Origin of the sequence: Staphylococcus sp. MI 10-1553 (assembly GCF_010365305.1) — a bacterium.
Lineage (GTDB): Bacteria > Bacillota > Bacilli > Staphylococcales > Staphylococcaceae > Staphylococcus.
On the sequence record NZ_CP048279.1, the window covers coordinates 2,870,984 to 2,896,994 of the forward strand.

Genomic DNA, 26,011 nt, shown 5'->3' on the forward strand with positions numbered 1-26,011 from the left:
TAATGTTTGTTACTATTTTTGTTCGCACATACGACTATAGAGAAACAAAAATTCATTTATATAGAATCATTGTTTCACCGTATTCTAAACTACCCCAAAAGGGAGCAAGACATAATTCCTTCCTCGTTCGCTAAAAAGGCTCTAATTAGATGTTAAATAATATTTAATCAGAGCTTTTTAGATATTATTAAAAATAAAGCACTTTCCGTATAATTATTAATAACCACAAAAATAATAGACAAGTGTGATTTATATGTATAAAAATTATGACATATTTCAACTTACACACCAATGGAAACTGAAATATCTTTTCCCGAAAATGATGTTAAAAATCATACTTTATTGTTATACCAATTCTGTTTTTTCAGGACGAAGAATTGAGCATCTGTTAAAAGATGGTTGCCGAATGATGTTGATTGAGCAAGGTCAAACGTCAACTTATAGAACAATCAAGCGCTTTAGTCAATTTGTCATTGAAAAATCAACAGCATTATATGAGCAATTAGTTTCTGAGGAGATTATTCCTGAAATCAAGCGTCAATCTGGACATGAGTTATCAAACCGCCATAAAACAACATTTTCAAACCGCTATTGACATCAGGAATTCTATAACAGAAAGCCAGTGAAATTTTTTCAATATAGCTGTTAATTTGATTTTGATTCCCTTTCTTTGAGGAGTTCTGATGATATATATAAAATAAAAATTGACAGAGTTAAAATGATTGAGAGATGTGGAACATTCTCAAAAAAATACCATTTCAAATGCAAGTCAAACATCATATTAGCCGATTGAATTGCAAATTTTGATCCTAAAATAATCACACAAATTGAAGTTAAAATATCTAGAATTTTTATCATTTAGCAATCATCCTTTCTTAAGTTAGCAATATGTAAGTATAAGAAGCTAGATTTGAAAAAATATGTACTGCAATAGAGACATAGATATTAAAATTCGATTTGATATATACAAAAACAATTGGTATACCTAGCATTAAATACAATACTATCTCATTTAAAGCATCTATAGAATGCACATGTGCCAAAGCAAATATAAGCAACGATACAATAGCCATTAGTTTGTATGGAATTATTTTTCCAATTTCTCCAATAATTAAATGACGATATAAAATTTCTTCTAATATCGGTCCGATAAACACAATAGAAAAAAGGTAATTACTCCTATTGTTACGGAGCTAGGTTTATTTATCCACTCTATTATTCTGATTTGATTTTCCGTAATAGATAAATCAAAGTTACTATTAAAAAAAGTCATAAGTTTATTTATACATATAAAAGCCACTCTAGTAGAAACTAAAATAATTAAAATGATCTTCCAATGATTTGCCAAAAACACAAAAGCTAGTTTCAAATGAATGCTGTGATTATTATTAATAAAAACAAACGCTAATATTATTATTATACTCACTAATACGTCTGAAACTATTTGTAGGTTGTTTAGTCCGAGATAATTAAAAATATTAAATTCTATAAAATTACTAAGTATAGATAAAAGTACATTAAAAAATAAAGGTAAAAATAATATTAGTGGGAAATATGTAAGCTCAATCCACTTTACTTTACGTATATTCAAAGCAACTCTCCTTGTAATACTACTTTTTTCTTTTTTCTTTTATCATTTCTGAAGGTATAGCAAATATAAAAAGTAGGACAACTAATATAATTGCCATGTGAGGAATATCTTCCAAAAAATACCATCTCAATTTCCAATCGAACATTTCATTGACAGAGAGGATAAGAAACTTTGAAAACAATAAAATAACACATAAAATTGCTAAAAAATCTAATATAGTAGTTATAACCTTCATAAACATTCTCCTCTGATTTGAATTTATTTTTTAAATGAAGCAAAACAACTTGTACCATAGAGAATGGAATTTATTTCGAGATAATAAAGTTAATAAAACACCAGAGCTACCTTCCAAAAGACTAACACTATCTTTATGTTCATACCCGTTATCTTGATGTTCTATATCTCTAAATATAAATTCCGCATAAGAATTTTTAGATTTTATTATTTCATTATAAAAATACTTTTCCAATTCTTCGTTTTTCAATATTTTATTAATAATAGCTATCCCACTATATCCATGACAAAATGTAGGTGATATTAATTTTCTTTCCTCCTTTGTTCTCCTTAAAGTTTCTTTAGATAAAAATTTGCTTATACTAATTGCTTTTTCATCATACAATGTACGAGAGATATTGTTAAGTACAAATGATACACCTGGAGTACCGTAACACCAAGCATCTCTATGATTTAACATATTATCATCTAAAGTGTTAGGAATAAAACATGAATTCCGATGGAAAATTATGGATTCTATTAAAAAATCTCTAGATTGCTTTAAAGTATTTAATGCCGTAGTTGACATAAAACCACGATTATAGGAAGCGTTCAAAACATTTATAGCACCACTGATACCATGTGAAACACCTAAATCAGAAAAAAAGCCTCCCTTAACTTTATATATTAATTTATTATTAATAAGTGATTCTACAAAAATAGTTAATTTTTCAATCCATGTGTTTAAATTAGCATGAATTTCACTCCCATAAACATCTGATATATGTAATAAACATACAAGTGACCCACAAACACCATTTACTAAATCAAAATTTTCTTTTGATTTAGTAATGTTATAAACTTGTTTATTTAATATAGAATATATTTCATCGAATATAACATCATACGCGTTTAAAAGTTGGGTAGTAATATTTCTATAGTTACTACCTCCATCAGAACAAGTCGCTAATACAAATAATATACCCATAGTTCCGGAAAATAAAGATGTAGAATACATAGGGTTTGCTTGTATGATGTCGATTGTTTCACTTAAATATTCATTACAAAGTTTATAGTATTTGATATCATTTGTATATTTATACGTTTCATATAATAGTAAAGCAATACCTGGATATCCCGTAGCTACACTTACTTTATAAATGGTTTCTTCACCATAATTAAACTCAATATTTTTTTTTGATATTTCTATGTTGGAGACTTTTTCTATAAAATCCATGAACTCTTTTTCCATAAAACATACCTCTAGTTCCATTGTTTTATTTTTTCATAGTCTAGCAAAGCTCTGTATATTAATTCAATCACTTTACTTTCCAATTCCCTATCAGTTCCCAAAAGTCTGTTACAGAACATATGAACGATGCTTAAAACAATGCTATTATCATTTAACTTATTTGACTTTTTCAACAACGAGATATAAGCATTATACTTGACTTCTCTCCAGTTTTTTGTACCATGAGCCTCAATAAATTTTTGATTTTGGTTTATAGATTTAAGTATTCTATTTCTCTTTTCTCTGTATAAGTCTTTAACTGCTTTATTTTTACCAACAAACTCTAGGGTCAATATTTGAGAATTAATCGAAGGTCTAAAGTAATTCAAAATTTCTATAATATTATCTATAGCAAAATCCAAAACATCCAAGTTATCAACTAAATCACCATAGTATTTTAATACGATTTTAGAATCTACTTGAAAACATTCTTCTGCTACTTTTATACATTCTGTCCCTCCATAACGATATGTTTCTCTATAATATGGTGTTATACTAAATGTTTTTATGTAACCATTATTTTTAAATGTGTTAATTAAATCTAAAATTTTTTTCTGAATAAGTGAATCCTTACTAGGAATTCTAAATCTTAGTCTTAAGTGATCATTTGAGTCACGATATCTTATAAAGAAAATAGTATCTATTTCCTTACTCTTTAATAACTCTTTAAAAACTTTTTCCCAAAGACCATAGGACATGAACTCTTTAAAATTATATTCGTTATAGTATAGATTTAAAGAGAGCCACTCGTTACCAGGGAGTATGATTTCTTTTTCATTTCTAATTGTTGGCTGAGAAAAATTAACAACATTTTCCAATTTCAAAGGAGTAGTTGAAGAAAAAGAAAACACAAGTTCATTGAGCGTTGAACCTTCTTCAAAATCAAAATCTTTTTCCAATTCTTCCAATTCTAGGTTCTTACCTTTCTTATACTCATTGTATAAAATGTATTGAGAAATATTATACTTCCAATTTATATAAAGCCTTTGATCTCCATAAACTAAATAAAATTCTTCATCTAAGTCGTAAATTTTAGAAAATTCATTAATTTTAGAAATGAATAAATTAAAATCTAAACTACTTTCAAGTTTAACGTTCCATTTCCTTGGAGATAAGACTAAATTCTCATACTCAATTCTAGGAAAATAAGCTTGTTCTGTTATAAAATAAGTTAGAAAATAGTGTCCAGAAATATATTGCATACTTATATCTGATAAAAACCTAATAATGCCTGGCGCTAAGTTAGTATTATGCATATTGTTGAAGTTAGGGTATAAAATATTCCCTTTTATATCTCTAATATAAAAATTAAAATCCTCACCTAAAAATACATATAAATCATTTGATGTAATACTAGCATTCGGGTTAGAAAAATCAATAACCTTACTAGGTGTATTTGAAGTCATTACATTTTGTATTTTAGAAGAAGGATGATTATATACAACTTCTATAGAATGCATTTCTTTTGGTTTATAATCATTAAATTCATAGATTTTTTCACTAAGATTAGAAGAAAACATGTATAAAAATCGCCCATAAGTTTGAGTGGCTTGTAACGATCCAGAGTTAGTTCTAAAATATAGGATAGATGAATTGCTTAACTTAGTTAAATACATATCAAAGGAGGTATGTATATTGCCTTTTTTCAAATAGGGTTCTAATTCCATGAACTTAGACTCATTTAATTTAATAGTTTTTTTATTTTTCAACAGTGCTTCCGTTTTCCAATTTTCTAATATTCTAGCTATGCTATTAGCTTTTTCAAGATTATTCGAATTATTGGTTCTATTGTACTCATTTGGCAAACCTAAACCTGTACTTAAATTCAGTAATTCTGTCAATCTTACATCTTCATCTTGCCCATAAATTTCAGAAAATTCCTTTTTGTACTCTTCTAAAACTTTAGACGTCTCAAATATTGATAATCGAGAACTCAAGTTTGCTATTTTTTCGATATTTAAAATATCTTCATTGGTAATTTGAAAGTTTCGACCACTGATTTTAGTATCGATATTTATTACATTTTCTTTGAAATTCGAAAACTTTGCTGCTACTAAGTTATCCGCTTTCATTAAAAGTTTTAAAATGGTGCCTCGATCATTAGTATTAAGTATTCCCTTTAATGTAATATCTATACTTTTCAACAACTCATATACTATGTTTTCTGTTTCATTTAAATTTTCTATATTTTTCATTATTTTTTTATAAGAATTTTTATCGCTAAAATTAATCTTAAACTCTGAAACTAAAAAGTCTTCAAAAATCATTTTTTGTAAATACTCTTTTACTACTGATTCCGAAGCAAGAAACTCTTCACATATAATTTCTTTCAATTGTTTAAAATCGATTCCGTGAGCACATAAATGTATTACCCTTTGGGTCAATTTGTTTTTTTGTAAACTTACATTTCCTGTATCATTATAATCATTCGAACCATATTGAACTTGATAAGGTAGGAAATGATGGGTCTTGTCTTCATATATATTAGGATTGACATGTACTTTTACTTTATCAAGTATTTTATCTTCTCTATGTAAAAAGTCTATAAATAGATACAATACAGAATTATTTATATAACCAAAATATGTAATTTTTTCTTCCTCATCAAAGTTTTGATTATATATACCATTCACGCCTACACCAGAATACATTCCGAAAGGAGTTGGTCTAAACATCATACGAACAAGATACTTATATAATGAAATTAAAATACTTCTAGTTTTTTTATCCGATGTATTCATACTAAAATTAGTAATTGAATGGTATAAGCTTTTGCTAGAAGAGTATATATTTGCATATAAATTGTTTTTCTCAACAAATTTTATAAGATGTAATATATATTCTCTATCACTCAAATCATTGCGTTCTATTTCTTTGAATTTGCTTATAGACAAAAGAGGAGTTCTATATAAGTAATATTTAAACAATTCCATTAAGTAAAATCTCCCTTGTACGTAATAATATGTTCGTATTCTCACTTTTTTTGTATAATTCATCTAAAAACAACTTTGAAGCACATGCTATATGTTCCTCGTCTAACATAGCTATTATAAGAGCAACACAACAAGAAAAATATGAACATGCAATACTATTTCCAAAATTCAGGGTATATCTTTTATCTAAACCGATTTCTGATCCAATGTTGAAATTAGACAACGTACTATTTGCTAATAATATGTATGATTTCATATTTTTAGCTTGAAAAATGTCGTCTCCTCCTGGAGCATAATAATTAGCAGCGATATGCTTATTAAAAAGAGAAATTTTATTTTGGAAATCTAAACTACCGACGGAATAAACTCCTTTAAGAGAGGCTGGTATAATAGTTTCATTGCTATTAAATCGCTCATTACTAGCACTACAACATATATGTATATTGGCTTTTTTAGCCTTATCAATCAATTTTTGAAATTTCTCTGTAAGCCTATCACTGCTACTAACACCAGAATAACTTATATTAATCACTTTATAATCTTTTTCGATTGCATGCAATAAAGCCTCGTATAGCCATTCAAATTTACTAACTCCCTTAGAATTCGTAATCTTGTATACAACCACTTTACTTTTATTATAAAGACCATTAATGTGTTTCTTTCCGACTACAGCACTTATTATTTGTGTGCCATGACCTGTATAATCATTCAAACTTTTATCTCCTTCAACAAATGAAATAGATTCATCTATCAACACACTATCTTTAATTTCATCGTGTTCCACATCACATCCACTATCTATATATAATATTTTAATATCATAATTAAATTTATCAAAGATGTTGGCTTCATTTGGCCAATTACAAATTTCTAACAATATTCTCACCTTTTCAAATAATATAAAAGGTAAATGCAGAGAATTCTAACAATTACATCTTTGCATTTACCGATAGAAAAAATTCACTACTTACCAAATTTGCATCCACAAGTTAAAGTGATACCTACACAATACTTTTTAGAAACTTGTATCACTGTACGAACAACACTAGCAGTTTGTGGGTTTAAATCACTTTTTTTTGTCTCCACACCTTTAGTAAGATTTAAATCGAATAATGAGTCTTTCATAGATTCACCTCCCTTATTTCAAATAATAATGCATTTTTAAAGCGTTTTCAATAAATTTTTTCAAAATTTCGAAATTTTTATTCGGCGATAGTTGGAAAACTATAATCGAGTAGGAGAATATCCATTAATTGACTATTCGTCCTCTCACACCACCGAGCGTACGGTTCCGTACTCGGCGGTTCAATATCTTGCGTAATCCAACTCTGCAAGCTGGGCTAATGGTATTAATCCCCACTTGTAGAGTTGTTTTGTTGTAAGTGCACGATGAACCTCGTGCGTGTTCGATAATCGCCAGTATTTTTTGCGAGACTGTGCGATTTTCATTGCACTTCTATGGTCAAGACCATATTGGCATAACATCTTATATTGAGTTCTTACTCTTTTCCACCGTTTAAGAATGAGTTGTCTAAGTCGGCGGTTTAGCCAAGATTGCGTGGTTTCAATGAATCCTTTAATAAAACCTCTACCAAAGTCATTTATCCAACCTCGTGTCACTTGATTGATTTCAGTGATAATATCCTTGAAAGTGCCGGTTCTATTTCGTTTCGTTAACCTTTTTAAGGCGCGTATTAAATTTCTTTTTGCTTCCGTAGTCGGTCTGAAACGATAAACCCCATTGACCTTGGTTATTAGACAACTCAAGAACTTTAAACGAGTGACTGCTCCGACTCTGCTTTTGTCTTCATTTGCTGATTTCTCATCATTCGTTGTTACTACGATAGAAAATACCGCTGATGAGACCTCCCCAGGTAAGGTGTATCCTCTTTCCACTCATTCCACCGCATCATTTACTATATAGAACTCGGGTAGTATCGTACTTCATCTTGTTGTGCAGATTCATCCATTTTACATAGCCTTAATATGATGTTTCTGTTCGTCAGTGCGCGTGTTTGCGTCCGACTTCCTTCAGATTCCACTTCACAATGGACACCCTTGTCTTTCGCTAACAGTTCCTACTACCAAGCCTGTAACGGACTTTCACCGTCAAGGTGTTACCCATGTTGGGCGTACTCAAAAAAGCTTCTCTTCCCGTTAAATTTAAGGAAAAGAAGCTTTTTATGTGATGCATTCCGTTACTTTAATATTTTCTTAAAAATTGTGCGTCTTCTTCATGGTACGTTTCCATGACATATTGATGTACGGCATGAATGACCCGTTGAATAACGTCTGTGGAATACGCCAAAATACGAAATGTTAAACCGTGTGTCGGAAGTAATGTCACACCGACACGGCAATGTTCATCGATATAAGGTGTCACCACTTCTTGTACCGCTTCAACGACTTTCTGATTGACACCTGGGCTAATATAAAAACAAGAAGCCATATGTGTAAATCCTTCCATATAGCCCATATTCGTCACTTTATTTTTCTGCGTATCTAACTTCAAATTATCAAATACGACCAGTTTTTCATCCACATAAATTTCGTTTTTGAGATGTAAATAATGATAATTAAATTGGCGCCCTTCTTTATCATAACCTGGCGTTAAAATATCTGTATAAAACATAGAAGCAGTCGGACTTAAATGGAATTGATTGACTTGATAAAATTTCGCTTCTGAATAACCAATAATCGGATCACTGATAAATTCCATAAACGATTCGTCATCGAGATGAAACGTTTGGTATTGCTCGACTTTATCTTCCAACGTTTTAAAAACAATCGTCGCACCTTGAGTCGTTAAGATTGCGTGTGTACGTGGCTCAAAGTGGACAGCCATGCGGTAGCGGTCACCGTCAACGAAGCCCCCGCCTAAGTTAATCAAAAACATCGTCGGATGAGGACTTCCATTTAAATAAGTGGGCCGAATGACTTTAAGCCCACCTTGGAAATACGTTTTCCCATTTACAGTACGTCTACCGTCATGTTTAAAGGTTAAATCTAACTCACCTGTCCATTTAGAAATTGCCATTATTCTAACCCTTCAAAAAAGACGTCCTTTTTGATCCAATTTAACACATCTTCTAAACCTTCATCCGTTTTTAAGTTTGTAAATGCGAACGGACGATTTTTGCGGAATTTCTCTGTGTCTTCAGCCATACGTTCTAATGAAGCTCCTACATATTGCGCTAAATCTGTTTTATTAATTACAAAGTAGTCAGATTTAATCATCCCTTGACCACCTTTACGCGGAATCTTTTCACCTTGTGCGACGTCAATAATATAAATTGAAAAATCAACCAGTTCTGGACTGAATGTCGCTGCTAAGTTGTCGCCACCTGACTCAATAAAAATCAGTTCAATATCTGAATGACGTTCCATGAGTTCATCAATCGCCGCAAAGTTCATGGAAGCATCTTCACGAATCGCTGTATGTGGGCAACCCCCTGTTTCCACACCGATAATACGGTCTTCTGGTAGTACGCCTGAGTTAACTAAGATTTTTTGGTCTTCTTTTGTATAAATATCATTCGTAATGACGCCAATACTTTTCTCCTCAGATAGACGTTTAACAAGTTTTTCAATCAGTTGTGTTTTCCCTGCGCCAACAGGTCCACCTACACCAATTTTAATCGGTTTCATGTTTCATTCCTCCTATGAAATAAAAATACGTACATCTACATTTTCATGTTCCAACTGATTCATCTCGATACCGGGTGCTGTCAAACCAAAATCCGCTTCATCCAATTGTATCACGCCCTCACGTGTTGTCGTAATAAATGGAATCATGTCAGCTACGATAGTTTGGCCTTCTGTTTGCCCTAACGGTATCGCACGCACAGCATTTTGCGTTAAGCTTGAAACATTTTGGTAGTAGTAATAATCAATAATTTTTTCAATTTCAATCCCTAAATGATGGCCCAGCAAGGTGAACACCACTGCCGGATGGGTATGCAACTCATATGCCGCGGCCTTTTCACCGTACCATTCCAACCATTTGTCTTCATGGTAAATCGTGCGCGCGAGCTGAATCATCCGTTTACCCATTTGCTTCGTTCCATTTCTCGTTTCTCGCGGAATATTTTGCACGAATAGCAACTGATCTAGTCGCTCAATCGCTGCCGTATCATTCGCTTCGATTGCTTCATAGACGAGACGCATCGCCAAACCATCTGTATACGTTAACTGCTCTTTCAAAAATACTTCTAACCATGCTTGAAATGAAGCACCGTCATGAATATCCCCACGTTGAATATACGTTTCTAATCCAAAAGAATGACTAAACGCACCAGTCGGAAATTGAGAATCACAAAATTGAAAGAGCTTCAAATACGCTTGATTAATCATGAGAATGTCCTATATGTTTAAAGGCTTGGTTGACTTTACGATCTTCACGTTCATAAGGAATACCAAGACCTTTCAATAAATCTTCTACTAAGTAATCATACTGTACCAACATTTCATTATCGTCTGTAAATTGAGCTGGCAAGTGACGGTTACCCAGTTGATGCGCGATATCTCCCATTTCTTTAATGGTACGTGGTTTAATCGCAATAATATCTTCTGAGTTCACATCAATAATAATCATATTTTTGTCATCACGATATAAAATGTCTCCATATTGTAAATCAATCGGCTGACTCAAACGAATCCCAATTTCAGTGCCATGGTCTGACGTCACACGCTGAATACGTTTCACTAAGTCAGAGTTTTCTAAATACACCTTTTCAATATGAACGTTCTTTTCCTCTTGAGATAAATTTGCGATGTTGCCTTGTATTTCTTCTACTATCATATGTTTCATCTCCTTGAATATCGCTAAATCACACCAATGGATGTCTTTTTTCATGTCTGATCAATAAAGTTAACAGTGACTGATGCTTTCAATACATTTAATTCCACGATTTATCACAATGCTATTTAAATCATCATACATTATTCAACAATAACATATCATTGCGGATAGCTTTCAAAAAAGTACATGAATTGATGTTGATTCACACACTACTTTACCACATTTCATCCTTAAAAAGTAAGCAATCACTCTATGTTACACTGAATTTAAAACTTTAGACCTATGATATATCCTTATTTAAAACAAAGCACTTTTACTTTTGAGGTAAAGTGATGATACAACACAACATGGGATGAAGACGCTAAATATTAACGTTGACATTTTCAAAAAGCATGTCAATATTTAGTTAGACATCTAATCAACCAAAGAAGATATTGATATGCAAAACGAACAACTTTATTACTTTGAGAAATCCCGTATTTTTAAAGCACTCATGCATTTTTCATTACCGATGATGATAAGTTCACTACTCAGTGTCATTTATGGGATTTTAAACCTTTACTTTATTAGCTTCTTATTGACAGGGATGTTACAAGCAACAGGACAAGGACGCGGTTCAACGATTATGGTACTCGCACAAGGGCTCATCATCATTCCAGTGTTATTCGTGTTAGGACAACTATTTCGGATTAACTGGTGTCGATTGGTCATGACTCGTGGCAGAAACGCTCTGTTCACTACTTGACATGTTCATCGTCTATGTATCAAGACATCACTTTACAGTCGATACAGACGCATTACGCGAATAATAAGAAACAGGCATATGCTGAAGACGTTTTCAGCATATGCCTGTTTTTAAAATATGATATGTTGGAAATGGCTATCTTCACGTTTTAATTGGATAATCCAACTGGAACGTCTGAACCCCTGTGATTTTACGATATTGATAGAAGAAATAGCCCACCCAAGCAATTGTACAACATACCGCCAAGCCATAACTTAAGTTCAAGTCTAATCCGAATCCAATCGGCTGGCTCAAAATGTAAGTAAACAAATTCCACGTCATAAATGTAGCCGGAACAAGTGCCACCCAGAAGTTTTTCTTAGCAATCATTAAATACATCGCGCCAACCCACAATGCGACTGCTGCTGTGGTTTGGTTCGCCCATGAGAAATAGCGCCATAACACTGTAAAATCCACTTGTGTCAGTATAAAGCTCATTACAAAGAGTGGAATAGCGACTAAAAAGCGTTTACTGAGTGCTTTTTGATCTAAATTAATGTAATCTGCAATAATCATACGTGCACTTCGGAATGACGTATCACCACTCGTTATCGGCAATACAATAACCCCTAAAACCGCAATTGTACCGAATACTGAACCGAGTAACATTGTGGACACTTCACTGACAACGAGTGCCGCTTGACCTTTTGCGAGCACAGCTTGTAAACCACCATAACCTCCAAATAAACTCATCGCTGCTGCTGCCCAAATCATCGCAATAATCCCTTCAGCAATCATCATACCGTAAAATATCGTACGCCCATTTTTCTCTTGATTCGTTGTGCGAGAAATAATGGGTGATTGAGTCGCATGAAAACCAGATAATGCCCCACAAGTAATCGTAAAAAATAGTAATGGGAAAATTGGCGCATGGGCTGGGTGCATATTTTCAAAAGTTAATTCCGGAATCGGTGCACCTGTTTGAATTAAGCGAAAACAGACCCCTACCGCACTTAATACAAGCAATGCCCCAAAAATCGGATAAATACGTCCGATAATCTTATCAATCGGTAATACAGTAGATAAAATGTAATAAACAAAAATAACAAATATAATGATACCTAATGCAACTTGGCCATGCATTAAGTTATGTAACAATAATGCAGGACTTGTCACAAACACTGTTCCTGTTAGTAATAATAGCAGTAACGTAAAAATATTCACGACATGCTTCATCGCTGACCCTAAAAACTTTCCGGCTAATATCGGCAAATGGGCACCACGATTTCGAATAGAGATCATCCCTGTTAAGTAATCATGAACTGCACCCGCAAAAATACAACCAAATACAATCCATAAAAATGCCACTGGACCATAAAGCGCCCCCAGTATTGGTCCGAAAATTGGACCCACTCCAGCAATATTTAATAATTGAATGAGTGCATTAGAAGAAGTTTTCATCGGTACAAAATCCACATCGTCTCTTTGATCATGTGCAGGTGTTGGACGATCATATTGTGGTCCAAACATTTTCTCAATATACTTGCCGTACGTAAAATAACCTAAAACGAGTAACACAATAGACACTAAAAACGTAATCATACAGCATCCCCCTTATTTTGAAATACATCCCTTAAACACATAATGTAAGCGCTTTCTTTATTTTACTCGATATGTGTAAAATTCACAATACTGTCACATTTTTTATTTTTAAAACTTCTATGCTTGGTATGACAGAAAGACTTTTAGCAATAGGTAACAAACTCAACATCCACCCAAGCAATTGTGACCATTCTCTTACTTTTCACCGCCTCAGTAGCTTAACGGTAGCTCTTGTTATAAAATAATATATACTTGTACGTGAGTTATTTTTGCGTAGTTTAAATCTTAATCAGAAAAGTTGATATATTCATATTTCACATAGTCATATGAAAGTACGACGATATCGAAATTGGAGGTTTTTATTATGTTAAAACTTGCAGATTGGAAAGACGAAAAAGAGACGCTTCACCGTTTAGCACAAATTTTAGGTAAACATAAACTCGCGAGCGCCTTTCAAGAGCCACAATGGGCACACGTGGTATTAGATATTACAACGACAGGTTTCACCACGGGGATTTTGTTTTATCAATCGTCTTCATATAGCGTGAGTGTCAATTTAGTGAAGCACATCATTTTAATTGAAACAAACGATGGTGAAGAAGAAATTCCATTAAAAAATGGTGTGACGATTCAAAGCTACTATGAACAAATTCAAGACGCGTTACATCGTCATGGCATCGAAGTTACTATTAATGAACGCCCACAAGAAGTAGCAGATACAACTTTATTTTCTAAAGATACGCAACACTGCCATTATAATGAAGAAATCAGTACAGAAGTGTTAAAAATAATGTCATTTGCGACACGTTCACTCCAATATTTCATTGCACCGTATCGCGCACGTAAGATGAAACCAGGCCTTTTCTGGGGAACTTTTGATATTTCATGTTTAGTCCATTACAACTCATTCCATGAAATGTTCAAGCCAAATCAAGTCATTGAGTACGCAGCATTTGATGAACACTTTATCGAGTTTGGCTTCTGGTTTGGTGACGACCGCTTCGAAGGTCCAACGTTCTTCATTTTACCTTATCCATTCGTCGACAAAGACTTCAAATTCGATCTACCACTCATTGAAGATGCTTATTTCGATCAACAACTGACTGAATTGATTTATGAAATGAAAACGATGACGCCTAAAACAATTAATACACTTTCAACATTTTTCAATCAAGGGTTTGAGATTTTCAAATCACATTTATCATGGGAAAATTGCCATCACTTCCATGTCCCATTAAAAATGGATGCGAACCAAATTCAAAAAATGCCATATGCACATTAAATGAAACTGAAGGGGATCGGACATAAAAATTTTTGATGCTATTGATGCAGTATTTTTGTTAAACTTGCCCTCTCCCTAAGAATTTTGTTTTTGATTGCCATCATGGCTTCGCTTTCCGAGGGGCTGGCCCTTCAACTCAATACGGCTTGATTGAAATGAACACTTGATCGATGCCGAATTGGATTTTGGGAGCAATACAGAAATCTCATGTGTCACAAACATTTCGTAGTACTCCCCCCGCAAGGCTAACTAGACTTCTCAAAAGCCTACGTATTGAGAAGTCAGACAGCTACTGCGATAAACAGTAATCGCTATTTAAAGTAAAGACGTGACTGTTAACAGTATGCACTCATTCCCTCAGGCGTCTCATCCATTTAAGCAATCTTACATTCAAGTTATAGAAAAATTAAGGACATGTTTCTGAAATGAAGATAAGTTCATAGAATCAATAGCATCAAAGTATTATAAAAAGAGACTGGGGAATTCACATCCTCAGCCTCTTTTTCCTATCCATTTGTTTGATAGGGGATTAGCCACCGTATACGTCATGGTATTCTTCTGTTTTTTCTAATACGCTTTTCGCAAATGGACATGTTGCGAAAATTTTGAAGTTGTTTTCACGTGCATCTTTAACAGCCGCTTCAACTAATTGTTTCCCAACACCTTGACCTCTTAATGCGTCCCCAACTACCGTGTGGTCAATGATAATTTGAGTCTCTCCTGGTACGTAAGTCATGATTGCTTCTGGATTGCTTTCAGATTCTCCTACATAGTACTTGTTATTACCTTTTTTAATTTCTGCCATAATTACGCCTCCTTATATCATTATCGTACAACAACCATTATAGTGATTTCATACCTCTTATCCAAATAATTGACCCATCCGGTATAAAAATTAAACTTAATGCTTTACAAAGTTTTCTATCCACGTTATAATTATCTCGAATTCGAAATAAAAAAGGAGGTGTTGGCACTTGCAGAGAACAGAAACCGCACTCAAAACATTAATCGGCATCAAACGAACCAATGACATGATTGATAAAATGATTCGCAATGATGTCAAATCGTATGGCCTTAATGTCACTGCGTTCGCGGTACTTGAACTTTTGTTCAACAAGGGCGAACAAAGTATTCAACGGATTCAAGAACGCATTTTGATTGCCAGTAGCAGTACAACTTATGTCGTTAATTCTTTAGAACAAAAAGGATATTTAAAACGCCGACAATGTGATAGAGATCGACGTGTAAGTTATGCAGCTTTGACTGACAAAGGCCAGCAGCTCATGGAGAAAGTCTTCCCAGAACATGCACAAGCAATTGAAAAGGTTTTTTCAGTACTCACAGATGAAGAATTGAACACATTACAACAAGTGTTAAAAACGTTAAGTACACAACAGCAACAGTGAATTGAAGGCGTGTACTTTTATTTCACACAGAAATTAGTTCGAATTAGAGACAATTTATTAAAAAGGGAGTTTTTAAAAATGAAACAATATCCATTAAAAGGTATCCACCACGTAACAGCAATGACAGATAACGCAGAACGTAACTATCATTTCTTTACTGATGTACTCGGTATGAGACTTGTTAAAAAAACAGTTAACCAAGATGACATTTATACGTACCACACTTTCTTCGCTGATGATGAAGGTCACGCTGGTACAGATATGACATTCTTTGATTTCCCAAATAACCCTAAAGGCGCACCAGGTACAAACTCAATCAGCCGTACTGGTTTCCGTGTACCAAACGATGCAGCTTTAGAATACTACAAAGATCGTTTCGACGAGTTTGGTGTTAAACACGACGACATCGATACAGTATTTGGTACTAAAGTATTACGTTTTGAAGAAGAAGACGGTCAAAGATACCAACTCTTTTCAGATGAAAATAATACAGGTGTTGAACCAGGTATCGCATGGAAAAACGGTCCTGTACCTCAAGACAAAGCGATTTACGGTTTAGGTCCAATCGAAATTACAGTAAGCTACTATGATGAGTTCAAACAAGCATTAATGGACCTTTATGGTATGAAACCAGTTAAAGAAGAAAGCGACGTAACACTTTTAGAAGTAGGTAAAGGGGGTAACGGCGGTCAAGTGATCTTACGTAAAGATGAAACAAAAGAAAGCCGTCCAGGTTATGGTCAAGTCCACCATGTTTCATTCCGTGTTGAAAATGACGAAGCAATTGAAGAATGGTTTGAAAGATACAATGAATTAGGTGTAAGAAGCTCTGGTATTGTAGACCGTTTCTACTTCAAAGCACTTTACACTCGTATCGGTCACATCTTAATCGAACTTTCAACTGACGGTCCTGGATTCATGGGTGACGAACCATACGAAACTTTAGGTGAAACATTATCATTACCACCATTCTTAGAAGATCAAAGAGAGTACATCGAATCTGAAGTACGCCCATTCGACACAACTCGTAGCACAAAATAAGACACGCATTCATGTGCAAAAGTGATATGAGAATGGAGGGCTACCATGTACGCTTTTTACGCATCTGAATTATCAAAGCAACAAATGTATAAATTTTTAATCGGTTCTGTTGTGCCTCGACCTATCGCATTAATTACGAGTCAGTCTGAGGAAGGTCTTCTTAATATTGCACCGTTCAGCTTTTTCAATATTGTCGCTTCAGAACCAGCACTATTATCGGTAGCAGTCAATCGTAAAGAAGGCGAGATGAAAGACACTGCGCGCAATATCTTAACGACGAAAGAAGCAGTCGTGCATGTCGTAACTGAAGATAACGTTGCGAATGCGAATCAAACGGCTACTCTGCTACCTCCTGATGAAAGCGAATTGGATCATACTACATTTACAACGACAGATTCGGAAATGGTCAGCGTTCCTAGCTTGAATGAAAGCAGCATCCGATTTGAAGTCAAGCTCTATCAACACGTTGAAATTAAAAATGATCGTAATGAAAATACAAACGATTTGTTATTACTTGAAATTCAAAAGGTTTATATAGATGAAGATTTATTTGATCTAGAAAAAGGGTATATAGACGTAGAAAACATTAAGCCCGTAAGCCGACTTGCTGGTGATGACTATGCACGTTTAGGCGAAACATTTACGATTGAAAGACCGAGATAATTACAAAAGAGGTGAAACGTTATGGAACACATTTTTAAACAAGGCAAACCATCAAAACCAACATTCGTATTCTTACACGGTACAGGTGGGGATGAAAACGACTTATTACCACTAGCAGAAATTTTAGACCCTACTTACAACGTTTTAGGTGTACGTGGGAACGTATCAGAAAATGGGATGAACCGCTTCTTCAAACGTCACGGTGAAGGCCAATATGACGTAGAAGACTTGAAATTTAGAACAACTGAATTGCACGAATTCCTTGAAAATGCAGCAGACAAATATAATTTCGACTTAGATAAAGTCGTTTTAGTAGGCTTCTCAAACGGCTCAAACATTGCGATTAGCTTAATGTTAAACGAAAACATGCCATACAAAAAAGGCTTATTATTCGCACCACTTTATCCATTAGATGTACCAGAAGACCTCGACTTATCAGGTAAATCTGTATATCTATCAATGGGTAAAAACGACCCAATCGTACCAGTTGAAGCAAGTGAACATGTCCGCGCTATCTTCAAAGACCGCGGTGCTGATGTCACTGAGTACTGGGTAAACAGTCACGAATTGAACCAAGCTACAGTATTAGCAGCGAAAGAAACATTATAAGTACGAAAAAGAGCTTAGGTGCTTATCGCCTAGGCTCTTTTTTTGATGCTGTTTTTGAAATGATTATTTCTCTATAGTGATTTTACTTTTAGCATAATAGTAGGAAACAAGGCCGTATAGGATACCTATTATCATCCAGACTAAAAAGTTGACGTGATCAAAATTAAGTTCCTTATACACAATCATTTTGAACAAGATGTTAAAGAATAAGCTCAATAAGAGAAACAAACCAAATGCAAGTGCAGAACGAAATCTTACTTTTTTCAACATACTTTGATATTCTTCCTCACTGTATACCACTTCTTTATCTAAACCTGACTTTCTCAAAATAATTAAAATAGACGAAATAATAAATACAGAGAAAGTAAATAACAAAAAACTTCCGACAGTTATTGTATTGTGATATGCATCAACAGTACCACTAATTAAAAGAAATAATAAAAGTATCCAAAAAGAACTCAAAAACAGATTCGTCATTTTTTCGTAAACCATTTGCTCTTCTCTTTCATCTCTGTCTTGTATGAAACCTAATAAACTATCAACAAAACTATTATTTTTACGAGTCATGTCATATCAGTCCTCCCAAAAAATATCATTCAACGTAACACCTAATGTTAAACAAATACTAATACATAACTTCAGTGACGGGTTGTACTTATTATTTTCAATCAAATTAATCGTTTGTCTTGAGACGCCTACTTTTCGAGACAATTCTAATTGGGAAAGCCCACATTTTTTCCTATATTCCACCAATCGATTCATCATGTATGCCCCTTTCAGAATGTCACATATATTGTACTTTTATATTAAGATATTTTCAGGAGGATGTCAAATATAAATGACATATGCGTTAAAAAAATACGTACGACCAAGCAACCATCGTTCACTTGATCATACGCATAGATATATGACTAATCTTTTATTGTTGTTAATACTTTGTTCGGAACTTCATTTTCAGCTATAGGTTCGACATTCAAAATGACGCCTTTTTGATCGGTCATCGTCACTTTAATCCAGCCGCCCTCTTTCATTCTTTCAATTTCTTTATGTTAAATATGCTGTATGCTTATCATTTTTAGAATACAAAGTGATACTATCTCCATGATGTGTCACTTGACCATAATAAACTTCTTTTTCATTCAACGTCATAAAACTTATAGATATGTATATCACTGCAGTCACCAATAATACCAGTATGGCAATCAGTCCAACTTTTTTGCGTGTCATGTTGTCTCTCCTTTAGTCAAACAAGATAATAGCACTATATCCGAATTGACGATAAAAGTCATAGCCCCTAAGACCAAAATGCTCATACGGCTTGAGAAAGTAGAAAACTGGTAAACAATGTCTTTTTCATCCCCAAAAAATAAAAATAGACGTACGTGAGACTCCCCTCAACATACGTCTAGTTAACAAATGGTTTGATATTTATTATTAGAATGTGGGTTATACTAGCACCTTTCGACATCATAACAACTTTTCTCACTACCTCATTAAGTAATTTGACTGTATGATGACTTCAATTGGATTAACGCTCTAGATTGCAAAAACCGTACCCTGAGGTGAAAAGAAAAAGTGCAAGCAATCTAAGCATCACTTACGATACAATCGAATCTGAATCTCCACATAATCTTCATGCTCTTTTTCTTTCTGCTCATACCGAATTCCATTGGCACGGATTTCCATGAGACTATCCGCAATAATATCACGGGCTTCAGAGACATCTTGTGCAAATTCAGGAGGACGCGCCACGACTTTCTCTTCCACAACATCATCTTTAACAACCGTTGCCTTCAAACGTTCCTCGGTTTGTTTCACATTCAACTGCTCTTTCAAAATGACGCCGAGCATCTCTTCTTGAAATTCAGGCGTTTGGCCAACGAGCGCACGTGCATGACGTTCTGTAATTTGATGTTCACGGACCGCTTCCAACACGACAGGCGTTAACTTCAACAAACGCAACTTATTCGCAATGAAACTTTGACTCTTTCCAACACTTTTGGCGAGTTCGGCTTGTGTAATGCCTTCAAACGCTAACAATTTTTTGTAGGCTTCTGCTTCTTCCACAGCTGATAAGTTTTCGCGTTGAATATTTTCAATCAGTGCAACTACAGCCGTTTCCTCATCATCTAAATGACGCACGAGTACTTCCGCTTCTGTCATTTGATTCATTTGTAAGGCACGAAAACGGCGTTCACCCGCAATGATTTCATACATATTTTCTTCAATCGGGCGTACGACAATCGGCTGGAGTAAACCGTGTGCGCTTATAGATTCAGCTAATTCCTCAATCCGTGCTGTATCAAACTTTTGGCGTGGTTGATAACGATTAGGCACAATTTTTTCAATATTGATTGATTGCACGCCCTTTTTGTCTTCATCTGTCACGGTGAATAGGTCATCTTTATTTTTTAAACCAAATAACTTAGAAAAGGGTTTCTTCATGTTTATTCTCTCCCTTTAATATTCCATAATCCATGCTTTATTCAACAAGTGGTGATTTGTTTGGCGTTCCCGGTTTACGCGGGTACTTTTTAGGCGTTTGGCTACGTTTTTCTATTGTTACAATTTGACGTTCACCTGCATCTTCCGGTAAATCAAAAGTATCTACTCGCTCAATGCGCCCACCTAACACACCTACTGCAAAGCGTGCTTCTTCCAACTCTTCTTGACCTTTTGAAGATTTCAATGCAAGAAAGACACCATATTTTTTCACTAACGGAATACAGAGTTCACTCAACACTGTCATACGTGCGACAGCCCTTGCTGTGACAACATCGAAAGACGCCCGGTAGTCTTCATTCTTCGCAAATGTTTCTGCACGATCATGCACAAATCGGACACCTTCCAATTCTAACGCTTCTGCCAATTGATTTAAAAACTGAATGCGTTTGTTCAATGCATCAACAATGGTCACATGAATTTCCGGAAAAACAATTTTCAACGGAATACTTGGAAATCCTGCGCCTGCACCCACGTCACACAAATTGAGTGAACGATTGAAATCGCAGTAAAAACTCGGCGTGATGGAATCATAAAAATGTTTCAAATACACTTCATGTTTTTCAATAATACTTGTTAAATTAATTTTCTCATTCCATTCTACAAGCATTTCATAATATTTTTCAAATTGTTGCTTTTGATGCTCAGATAAAGTGATTCCGTGCTCGCTTAATTGTATCGCTAACCATTCTACGCTCATTTATTTCACCCTTTGAATTTTACCTTGTTCTAAGTAGACTAACAATATTGAAATATCTGCTGGATTAACACCTGAAATACGTGAGGCTTGCGCAATATTAAGAGGTTTAACTTGAGCCAATTTTTCACGTGCTTCAGTCGCTAAGCTATCGATTTTACTGTAATCAAGATCTTCTGGAATTTTCTTTTGTTCCATTCTTTTCACTTTATCTACTTGTTGTAACGATTTATTGATATAGCCTTCATATTTTGTTTGAATTTCAACTTGTTCTTCAACATCTGCCGGCAATTGATGGTCTTCTTCTAAAATCTCAATAATCGTTTCATAAGTCATTTCTGGACGACGTAACAATTCTTTCGCCAAAATACCATCTTTAAGACGAGAACCGCCCTTTTCTTCAATGATTTGTTGCACACGTTCACTTGGTTTAACGCGAATTTGTTCTAACCGTGCGATTTCATCAGTGATTTGTTGACGCTTCGTATTAAATCTTTCATAACGTTCATCAGTAATTAAGCCTAATTCGTGACCTAAGTCTGTTAAACGTAAATCTGCATTGTCATGACGTAATAACAAACGATATTCGGCACGAGATGTCAGTAAACGATACGGTTCATTCGTTCCTTTTGTCACAAGGTCATCGATTAACACACCGATGTATGCGTCTGAACGGCGTAAAATTGTTTCTTCTTTACCTAACACACGCGCTGCTGCATTAATTCCGGCCATTAAACCTTGACCTGCCGCTTCTTCATAACCTGATGTCCCATTAATTTGACCTGCTGTATAAAGGTTTTTAATCATTTTCGTTTCAAGCGTTGGCCATAATTGCGTTGGTACGAGTGCGTCATATTCAATTGCATAACCTGCACGCATCATGTCTGCTTTTTCTAAACCTGGAATCGTCGCTAACATTTGACGTTGTACTTCTTCAGGTAAGCTTGTTGATAATCCTTGGACGTAAACTTCATTTGTATTACGGCCTTCTGGTTCAAGGAAAAGTTGATGTCTCGGCTTATCGTTAAAACGAACAAACTTATCTTCAATTGATGGGCAATAACGCGGGCCTGTTCCTTTAATCATACCTGAGTACATCGCGGATAAGTGTAAGTTATCATCAATCACTTGATGTGTTTCGCCATTAGTATATGTCAACCAACATGGCAGCTGGTCTAAAATATATTCTGTCGTATCATAGCTGAATGCACGACCGACATCATCACCAGGTTGAATTTCAGTTTTACTATAATCAATCGTTTTCGCATTTACACGTGGTGGTGTTCCCGTTTTGAAACGTACGACTTCGAATCCAAGTTCACGTAAATGATCTGCAAGTGTGATCGATGGCAATTGATGGTTTGGACCACTTGAATATTTCAAATTACCGAGAATAATTTCACCGCGTAAAAATGTACCTGTCGTTAAAATAACGGCTTTTGCGCGATATTCTGTACCGATATTCGTACGTACACCTTTCACTTCACCGTCTTCGATAATCAATTCGTCTACCATTCCTTGCATGACTTCTAAGTTATCTTCATCTTCTAATATACGTTTCATTTCTTGTTGATACAGGATTTTGTCTGCTTGAGCACGTAATGCGCGAACAGCTGGCCCTTTCCCTGTGTTCAACATACGCATTTGAATATGTGTTTTATCGATTGTTTTCGCCATTTGTCCACCGAGCGCATCGATTTCACGCACGACAATCCCTTTCGCAGGTCCCCCTACTGATGGGTTACATGGCATAAATGCGATATTATCTAAATTGATTGTCAGCATGAGCGTATGTGCACCACGTCGCGCTGATGCGAGTCCGGCTTCAATACCGGAATGTCCAGCACCTACTACAATCACGTCGAATGATTTTACCATTTCGTTAACCTCCAAAAATTATTTTCCGAGACAGAATTGACTAAACAGTTGATCAATCAATTCTTCACTTGCGGATTCACCTATAATTTCACCTAAAATTTCCCATGTGCGCGTTAAGTCGATTTGTACCATATCCATTGGGACACCCATTTCTGCAGCATCAATCGCATCTTGTATTGCATTTTTAGCTTGCTTTAATAATGAAATGTGGCGTGAATTAGACACGTATGTCATATCTTGGCTTTGTACCTCTCCACCAAAGAATAAATCACGTATTTGTATTTCTAACTCGTCTATCCCTTGTTGTTGGAGCATCGATGTTTGAATGATTGGCATATCCCCTACCATTGCTTCTACTTCTGCAAGGTCTAAGCGTTGTTCTAGATCAGTTTTATTAATAATGACAATCGCATCTTCATTTTTAATGACTTCATATAATTTACGATCATCTTCCGTTAATGGTTCGTTATAGTTTAAAACGAATAAAATTAAATCCGCCTCACTTAATGCTTTACGCGAACGTTCAACACCAATACGTTCGACAATATCTTCTGTCTCACGAATCCCAGCTGTATCAACCAATCTTAACGGTACACCGCGGACATTGACATATTCTTCAAGTACGTCACGCGTTGTTCCAGCGACTTCAGTAACAATAGCTTTGTTATCTTGAATGAGATTGTTCAGCATAGAAGACTTGCCGACGTTTGGCTTACCGACGATGACTGTTGATAAACCTTCACGCATGATTTTACCTTGTACACCCGTATCGAGTAATTTTTGAATCTCTTGTTTAATTTCTTGTGAACGTTCTAATAAAAATTCGGTTGTCGTATCCTCTACATCATCATATTCAGGATAATCGATATTCACTTCGACTTGTGCCAAAATCTCCAAAATCGATTGACGTTGACGCTTAATTAAGTCACTCAAACGTCCTTCAATTTGATTCATCGCTACTTTAGACGCCCGGTCAGTCTTAGAACGGATAAAGTCCATGACCGCTTCAGCCTGTGATAAATCGATGCGACCATTTAAAAAAGCACGCTTCGTATATTCACCGGGTTCAGCCATTCTTGCGCCATATGTCATCGTTAATTCAAGTACACGATTGATTGTCAGAATGCCACCATGACAGTTAATCTCCACGATATCTTCTCGTGTAAACGTACGTGGTGCGCGTAATACTGACACCATGACCTCTTCAACGACTTCTTCAGTCTCTGGATCAATAATGTGGCCATAATTAATCGTATGTGTCGGTACATCCTTTAATGGATGCTTTCCTTTATATAGCTTATCTGCAATTTCGACCGCATCATGACCTGATAAACGGACAATGCCGATTGCCCCTTCCCCCATTGGTGTCGATATACTCGTTATCGTATCAAGTTGTTCCACGATTGACGTACCTCCCTTTAACACAATATTCCTTTTCATATTGTAAAATGTTTCTCAATCTATTGCGAATCACATGTTTTTATTTGCGGTATTTAATGAAAGTTTTCTTTATTCATTATTAGAAGTTAGACTTCGGTTTGTCTGAAGTCACACAAACCGAAGTCTAAATCTCCCCTACTTTATTCGTTTGTTAAAGACCTTCGCAATTTTTAAAACATGTTCTAAACTCTTTTGAATTTCAGCTGTCGACATCGTCTTCGCAGGAAATCTTGCTATCACAATAATATCTTTTGGCAAGATGTCTTCTTTATGCACTTTAAAACACTCTCTTATGCTTCTTTTAATTCGATTTCGAGTCACAGCATTACCTATTTTTTTTGAAACGCTGATGCCTAGTCTAAAATGTGTTAACATCTGAGTTTCATAAGTATAGACGACAAATTGGCGATTGGCTACAGATTTACCTTTGCGATAAATCAATTGAAAGTCAGCATTTTTTTTAATTCGGTATGCTTTTTCCATTGTACATCACTCGTCTTTCTTCAAAATGCCCAAAATAACGGGATAGTGATTAGGACAATTACTCAAACTTCATCGTTTTTCATTGATCCTCTTCTAATTCAGCACAATTGCCATATCATGCCTCATTCAATAGTCGTTAACTCAAAAAAAAGACCACTGAATGAGTCAGTGATCTTATGCTGATAAAACTTTACGACCTTTACGACGACGACGAGCTAATACTTTACGGCCGTTTTTAGTGCTCATGCGTTTTCTGAAACCATGAACTTTACTATGTTTACGCTTATTTGGTTGATAAGTACGTTTTACCATGCAAAACACCTCCATCTTCATTCATTCAATTATCTAAATACGTCATTATAGATAAATTAAGTTAATTTCATTTCTAATAAGTTCAAAATAGATATTTCTCTACTAAAATGAAACGTCTACATTTCAAGCAACTACTACAATATAACAAAATCATCTCTGTAAATCAAGTGGGTTTTTTCATAATTCTCGATAATCATTGTTGAAAAGTTGTCCACTTATTCACATCCCTCGTCACTCAAATTGTGGATAACATTTTTATGTGCACAAGTTACTCAAGATGATAACAACATATTCACAGGCGTTTGACATCCCCCTATGTGAAAAAGTATAATTGTGTGGATAAGTGGTGTAATCCCTTATTCTACATAGGTTGAATACTATGTACTGTACGCAAATATATTGTGTATAACTCACAATCACAGGATACTCATCCACAGTATGTGATTAATTTGTGGATAATTATTAACAGCCTGTGGTTAACGTCAATCACAGGTGGGGATATTGTGTATAACAAAAATTTTTACTTAGGAAGATGGAGTTAAA

27 protein-coding genes and 3 pseudogenes are annotated in these 26,011 nt (G+C 34.8%); 7 read left to right on the plus strand and 23 right to left on the minus strand.

Going from position 1 to position 26,011, the window contains the following annotated elements:
• Positions 1-313: 313 nt before the first annotated feature.
• Positions 314-505 (plus strand): annotated as a pseudogene (locus tag GZH82_RS14675) (IS5/IS1182 family transposase); the annotation flags it as partial.
• A 140-nt stretch (positions 506-645) separates the two neighbouring features.
• Here the strand turns inward: GZH82_RS14675 and elxI1 (GZH82_RS14540) are convergent.
• The 12 genes and pseudogenes from elxI1 (GZH82_RS14540) to ureE form a co-directional block, all read right to left on the minus strand.
• Complete coding sequence (gene elxI1 / locus GZH82_RS14540) at positions 646-858, minus strand: epilancin biosynthesis-related protein ElxI1 (protein WP_343236262.1); 213 nt, start codon at positions 856-858, stop codon at positions 646-648.
• Positions 859-875: 17 nt separating this feature from the next.
• A complete protein-coding gene (locus GZH82_RS14680) occupies positions 876-1,157 on the minus strand; it encodes a CPBP family intramembrane glutamic endopeptidase (RefSeq protein WP_162682934.1) in 282 nt (93 codons plus the stop codon).
• Between the two features lie 453 nt (positions 1,158-1,610).
• Complete coding sequence (elxI1, locus tag GZH82_RS13670; RefSeq protein WP_162682935.1) at positions 1,611-1,826, minus strand: epilancin biosynthesis-related protein ElxI1; 216 nt, start codon at positions 1,824-1,826, stop codon at positions 1,611-1,613.
• Between the two features lie 30 nt (positions 1,827-1,856).
• A complete protein-coding gene (locus GZH82_RS13675) occupies positions 1,857-3,056 on the minus strand; it encodes a lanthionine synthetase C family protein (protein ID WP_162682936.1) in 1,200 nt (399 codons plus the stop codon).
• 11 nt (positions 3,057-3,067) lie between these two features.
• On the minus strand, positions 3,068-6,028 hold the full coding sequence (locus GZH82_RS13680; RefSeq protein WP_162682937.1) for a lantibiotic dehydratase: 2,961 nt from the start codon (positions 6,026-6,028) through the stop codon (positions 3,068-3,070).
• The gene (locus tag GZH82_RS13685) at positions 6,015-6,905 is read right to left on the minus strand and encodes a S8 family peptidase (protein ID WP_162682938.1); all 891 of its coding nucleotides are present in this window, start codon (positions 6,903-6,905) and stop codon (positions 6,015-6,017) included. The genes GZH82_RS13680 and GZH82_RS13685 overlap by 14 nt, the downstream gene beginning before the upstream one ends.
• Before the next feature lie 86 nt (positions 6,906-6,991).
• On the minus strand, positions 6,992-7,153 hold the full coding sequence (locus tag GZH82_RS13690; RefSeq protein ID WP_162682939.1) for an epilancin family lantibiotic: 162 nt from the start codon (positions 7,151-7,153) through the stop codon (positions 6,992-6,994).
• A gap of 180 nt (positions 7,154-7,333) precedes the next feature.
• Positions 7,334-7,840 (minus strand): annotated as a pseudogene (locus GZH82_RS13695) (group II intron maturase-specific domain-containing protein); the annotation flags it as partial.
• A 391-nt stretch (positions 7,841-8,231) separates the two neighbouring features.
• Positions 8,232-9,065, minus strand: a complete 834-nt coding sequence (locus GZH82_RS13700) for an urease accessory protein UreD (RefSeq protein ID WP_162682940.1) — start codon at positions 9,063-9,065, stop codon at positions 8,232-8,234.
• Positions 9,065-9,676, minus strand: a complete 612-nt coding sequence (gene ureG, locus GZH82_RS13705) for an urease accessory protein UreG (protein ID WP_096546754.1) — start codon at positions 9,674-9,676, stop codon at positions 9,065-9,067. Before ureG ends, GZH82_RS13700 begins: the two co-directional genes overlap by 1 nt.
• A gap of 12 nt (positions 9,677-9,688) precedes the next feature.
• Positions 9,689-10,381, minus strand: coding sequence for an urease accessory protein UreF (locus GZH82_RS13710; protein WP_162682941.1), 693 nt, complete (start codon positions 10,379-10,381; stop codon positions 9,689-9,691).
• Positions 10,374-10,829, minus strand: coding sequence for an urease accessory protein UreE (ureE, locus tag GZH82_RS13715; RefSeq protein WP_019166033.1), 456 nt, complete (start codon positions 10,827-10,829; stop codon positions 10,374-10,376). The genes GZH82_RS13710 and ureE overlap by 8 nt, the downstream gene beginning before the upstream one ends.
• A 439-nt stretch (positions 10,830-11,268) precedes the next feature.
• On the opposite strand from ureE, the pseudogene GZH82_RS14685 reads away from it, so the two are divergent.
• A pseudogene (locus tag GZH82_RS14685) lies at positions 11,269-11,407 on the plus strand (MATE family efflux transporter); the annotation flags it as partial.
• Between the two features lie 308 nt (positions 11,408-11,715).
• On the opposite strand, the gene GZH82_RS13725 reads toward GZH82_RS14685, so the two are convergent.
• Complete coding sequence (locus GZH82_RS13725; RefSeq protein ID WP_162682942.1) at positions 11,716-13,155, minus strand: carbon starvation CstA family protein; 1,440 nt, start codon at positions 13,153-13,155, stop codon at positions 11,716-11,718.
• Positions 13,156-13,519: 364 nt separating this feature from the next.
• Between GZH82_RS13725 and GZH82_RS13730 the strand changes: the two genes are divergently transcribed.
• Positions 13,520-14,437 carry a DUF5996 family protein gene (locus GZH82_RS13730; protein WP_162682943.1) on the plus strand — a complete coding sequence of 306 codons (918 nt, stop codon included), beginning with the start codon at positions 13,520-13,522 and terminating at the stop codon, positions 14,435-14,437.
• A gap of 529 nt (positions 14,438-14,966) precedes the next feature.
• On the opposite strand, the gene GZH82_RS13735 is transcribed toward GZH82_RS13730, so the two are convergent.
• The gene (locus GZH82_RS13735; protein ID WP_162682944.1) at positions 14,967-15,242 is read right to left on the minus strand and encodes a GNAT family N-acetyltransferase; all 276 of its coding nucleotides are present in this window, start codon (positions 15,240-15,242) and stop codon (positions 14,967-14,969) included.
• A 169-nt stretch (positions 15,243-15,411) separates the two neighbouring features.
• On the opposite strand from GZH82_RS13735, the gene GZH82_RS13740 reads away from it, so the two are divergent.
• The 4 genes from GZH82_RS13740 to mhqD all read left to right on the plus strand — a co-directional run bounded on the left by GZH82_RS13740 (position 15,412) and on the right by mhqD (position 18,156).
• Complete coding sequence (locus GZH82_RS13740) at positions 15,412-15,843, plus strand: MarR family winged helix-turn-helix transcriptional regulator (protein WP_162682945.1); 432 nt, start codon at positions 15,412-15,414, stop codon at positions 15,841-15,843.
• Between the two features lie 78 nt (positions 15,844-15,921).
• On the plus strand, positions 15,922-16,884 hold the full coding sequence (locus GZH82_RS13745; RefSeq protein WP_162682946.1) for a ring-cleaving dioxygenase: 963 nt from the start codon (positions 15,922-15,924) through the stop codon (positions 16,882-16,884).
• 45 nt (positions 16,885-16,929) lie between these two features.
• A complete protein-coding gene (locus GZH82_RS13750) occupies positions 16,930-17,547 on the plus strand; it encodes a flavin reductase family protein (RefSeq protein ID WP_162682947.1) in 618 nt (205 codons plus the stop codon).
• 21 nt (positions 17,548-17,568) lie between these two features.
• The gene (gene mhqD / locus GZH82_RS13755) at positions 17,569-18,156 is read left to right on the plus strand and encodes a methylhydroquinone degradation carboxylesterase MhqD (protein ID WP_162682948.1); all 588 of its coding nucleotides are present in this window, start codon (positions 17,569-17,571) and stop codon (positions 18,154-18,156) included.
• Between the two features lie 63 nt (positions 18,157-18,219).
• On the opposite strand, the gene GZH82_RS13760 is transcribed toward mhqD, so the two are convergent.
• The 9 genes from GZH82_RS13760 to rpmH form a co-directional block, all read right to left on the minus strand.
• Positions 18,220-18,723 carry a hypothetical protein gene (locus tag GZH82_RS13760; protein ID WP_162682949.1) on the minus strand — a complete coding sequence of 168 codons (504 nt, stop codon included), beginning with the start codon at positions 18,721-18,723 and terminating at the stop codon, positions 18,220-18,222.
• A 6-nt stretch (positions 18,724-18,729) separates the two neighbouring features.
• Entirely contained in the window at positions 18,730-18,918 is a 189-nt protein-coding gene (locus tag GZH82_RS13765) for a helix-turn-helix transcriptional regulator (protein ID WP_162682950.1), read from the minus strand.
• Between the two features lie 282 nt (positions 18,919-19,200).
• A complete protein-coding gene (locus GZH82_RS14400; RefSeq protein WP_238989589.1) occupies positions 19,201-19,383 on the minus strand; it encodes a hypothetical protein in 183 nt (60 codons plus the stop codon).
• A gap of 366 nt (positions 19,384-19,749) precedes the next feature.
• On the minus strand, positions 19,750-20,601 hold the full coding sequence (locus tag GZH82_RS13775; RefSeq protein WP_162682951.1) for a ParB/RepB/Spo0J family partition protein: 852 nt from the start codon (positions 20,599-20,601) through the stop codon (positions 19,750-19,752).
• A gap of 37 nt (positions 20,602-20,638) precedes the next feature.
• The gene (gene rsmG, locus GZH82_RS13780) at positions 20,639-21,358 is read right to left on the minus strand and encodes a 16S rRNA (guanine(527)-N(7))-methyltransferase RsmG (RefSeq protein WP_162682952.1); all 720 of its coding nucleotides are present in this window, start codon (positions 21,356-21,358) and stop codon (positions 20,639-20,641) included.
• Entirely contained in the window at positions 21,359-23,233 is a 1,875-nt protein-coding gene (gene mnmG / locus GZH82_RS13785) for a tRNA uridine-5-carboxymethylaminomethyl(34) synthesis enzyme MnmG (protein WP_162682953.1), read from the minus strand. It abuts the gene before it with no gap.
• An 18-nt stretch (positions 23,234-23,251) separates the two neighbouring features.
• Positions 23,252-24,595, minus strand: coding sequence for a tRNA uridine-5-carboxymethylaminomethyl(34) synthesis GTPase MnmE (gene mnmE / locus GZH82_RS13790; protein WP_238989704.1), 1,344 nt, complete (start codon positions 24,593-24,595; stop codon positions 23,252-23,254).
• Positions 24,596-24,808: 213 nt separating this feature from the next.
• On the minus strand, positions 24,809-25,156 hold the full coding sequence (gene rnpA, locus GZH82_RS13795) for a ribonuclease P protein component (RefSeq protein ID WP_162682955.1): 348 nt from the start codon (positions 25,154-25,156) through the stop codon (positions 24,809-24,811).
• Between the two features lie 174 nt (positions 25,157-25,330).
• The gene (gene rpmH, locus GZH82_RS13800; RefSeq protein ID WP_000240855.1) at positions 25,331-25,468 is read right to left on the minus strand and encodes a 50S ribosomal protein L34; all 138 of its coding nucleotides are present in this window, start codon (positions 25,466-25,468) and stop codon (positions 25,331-25,333) included.
• Between the last annotated feature and the right edge of the window lie 543 nt (positions 25,469-26,011).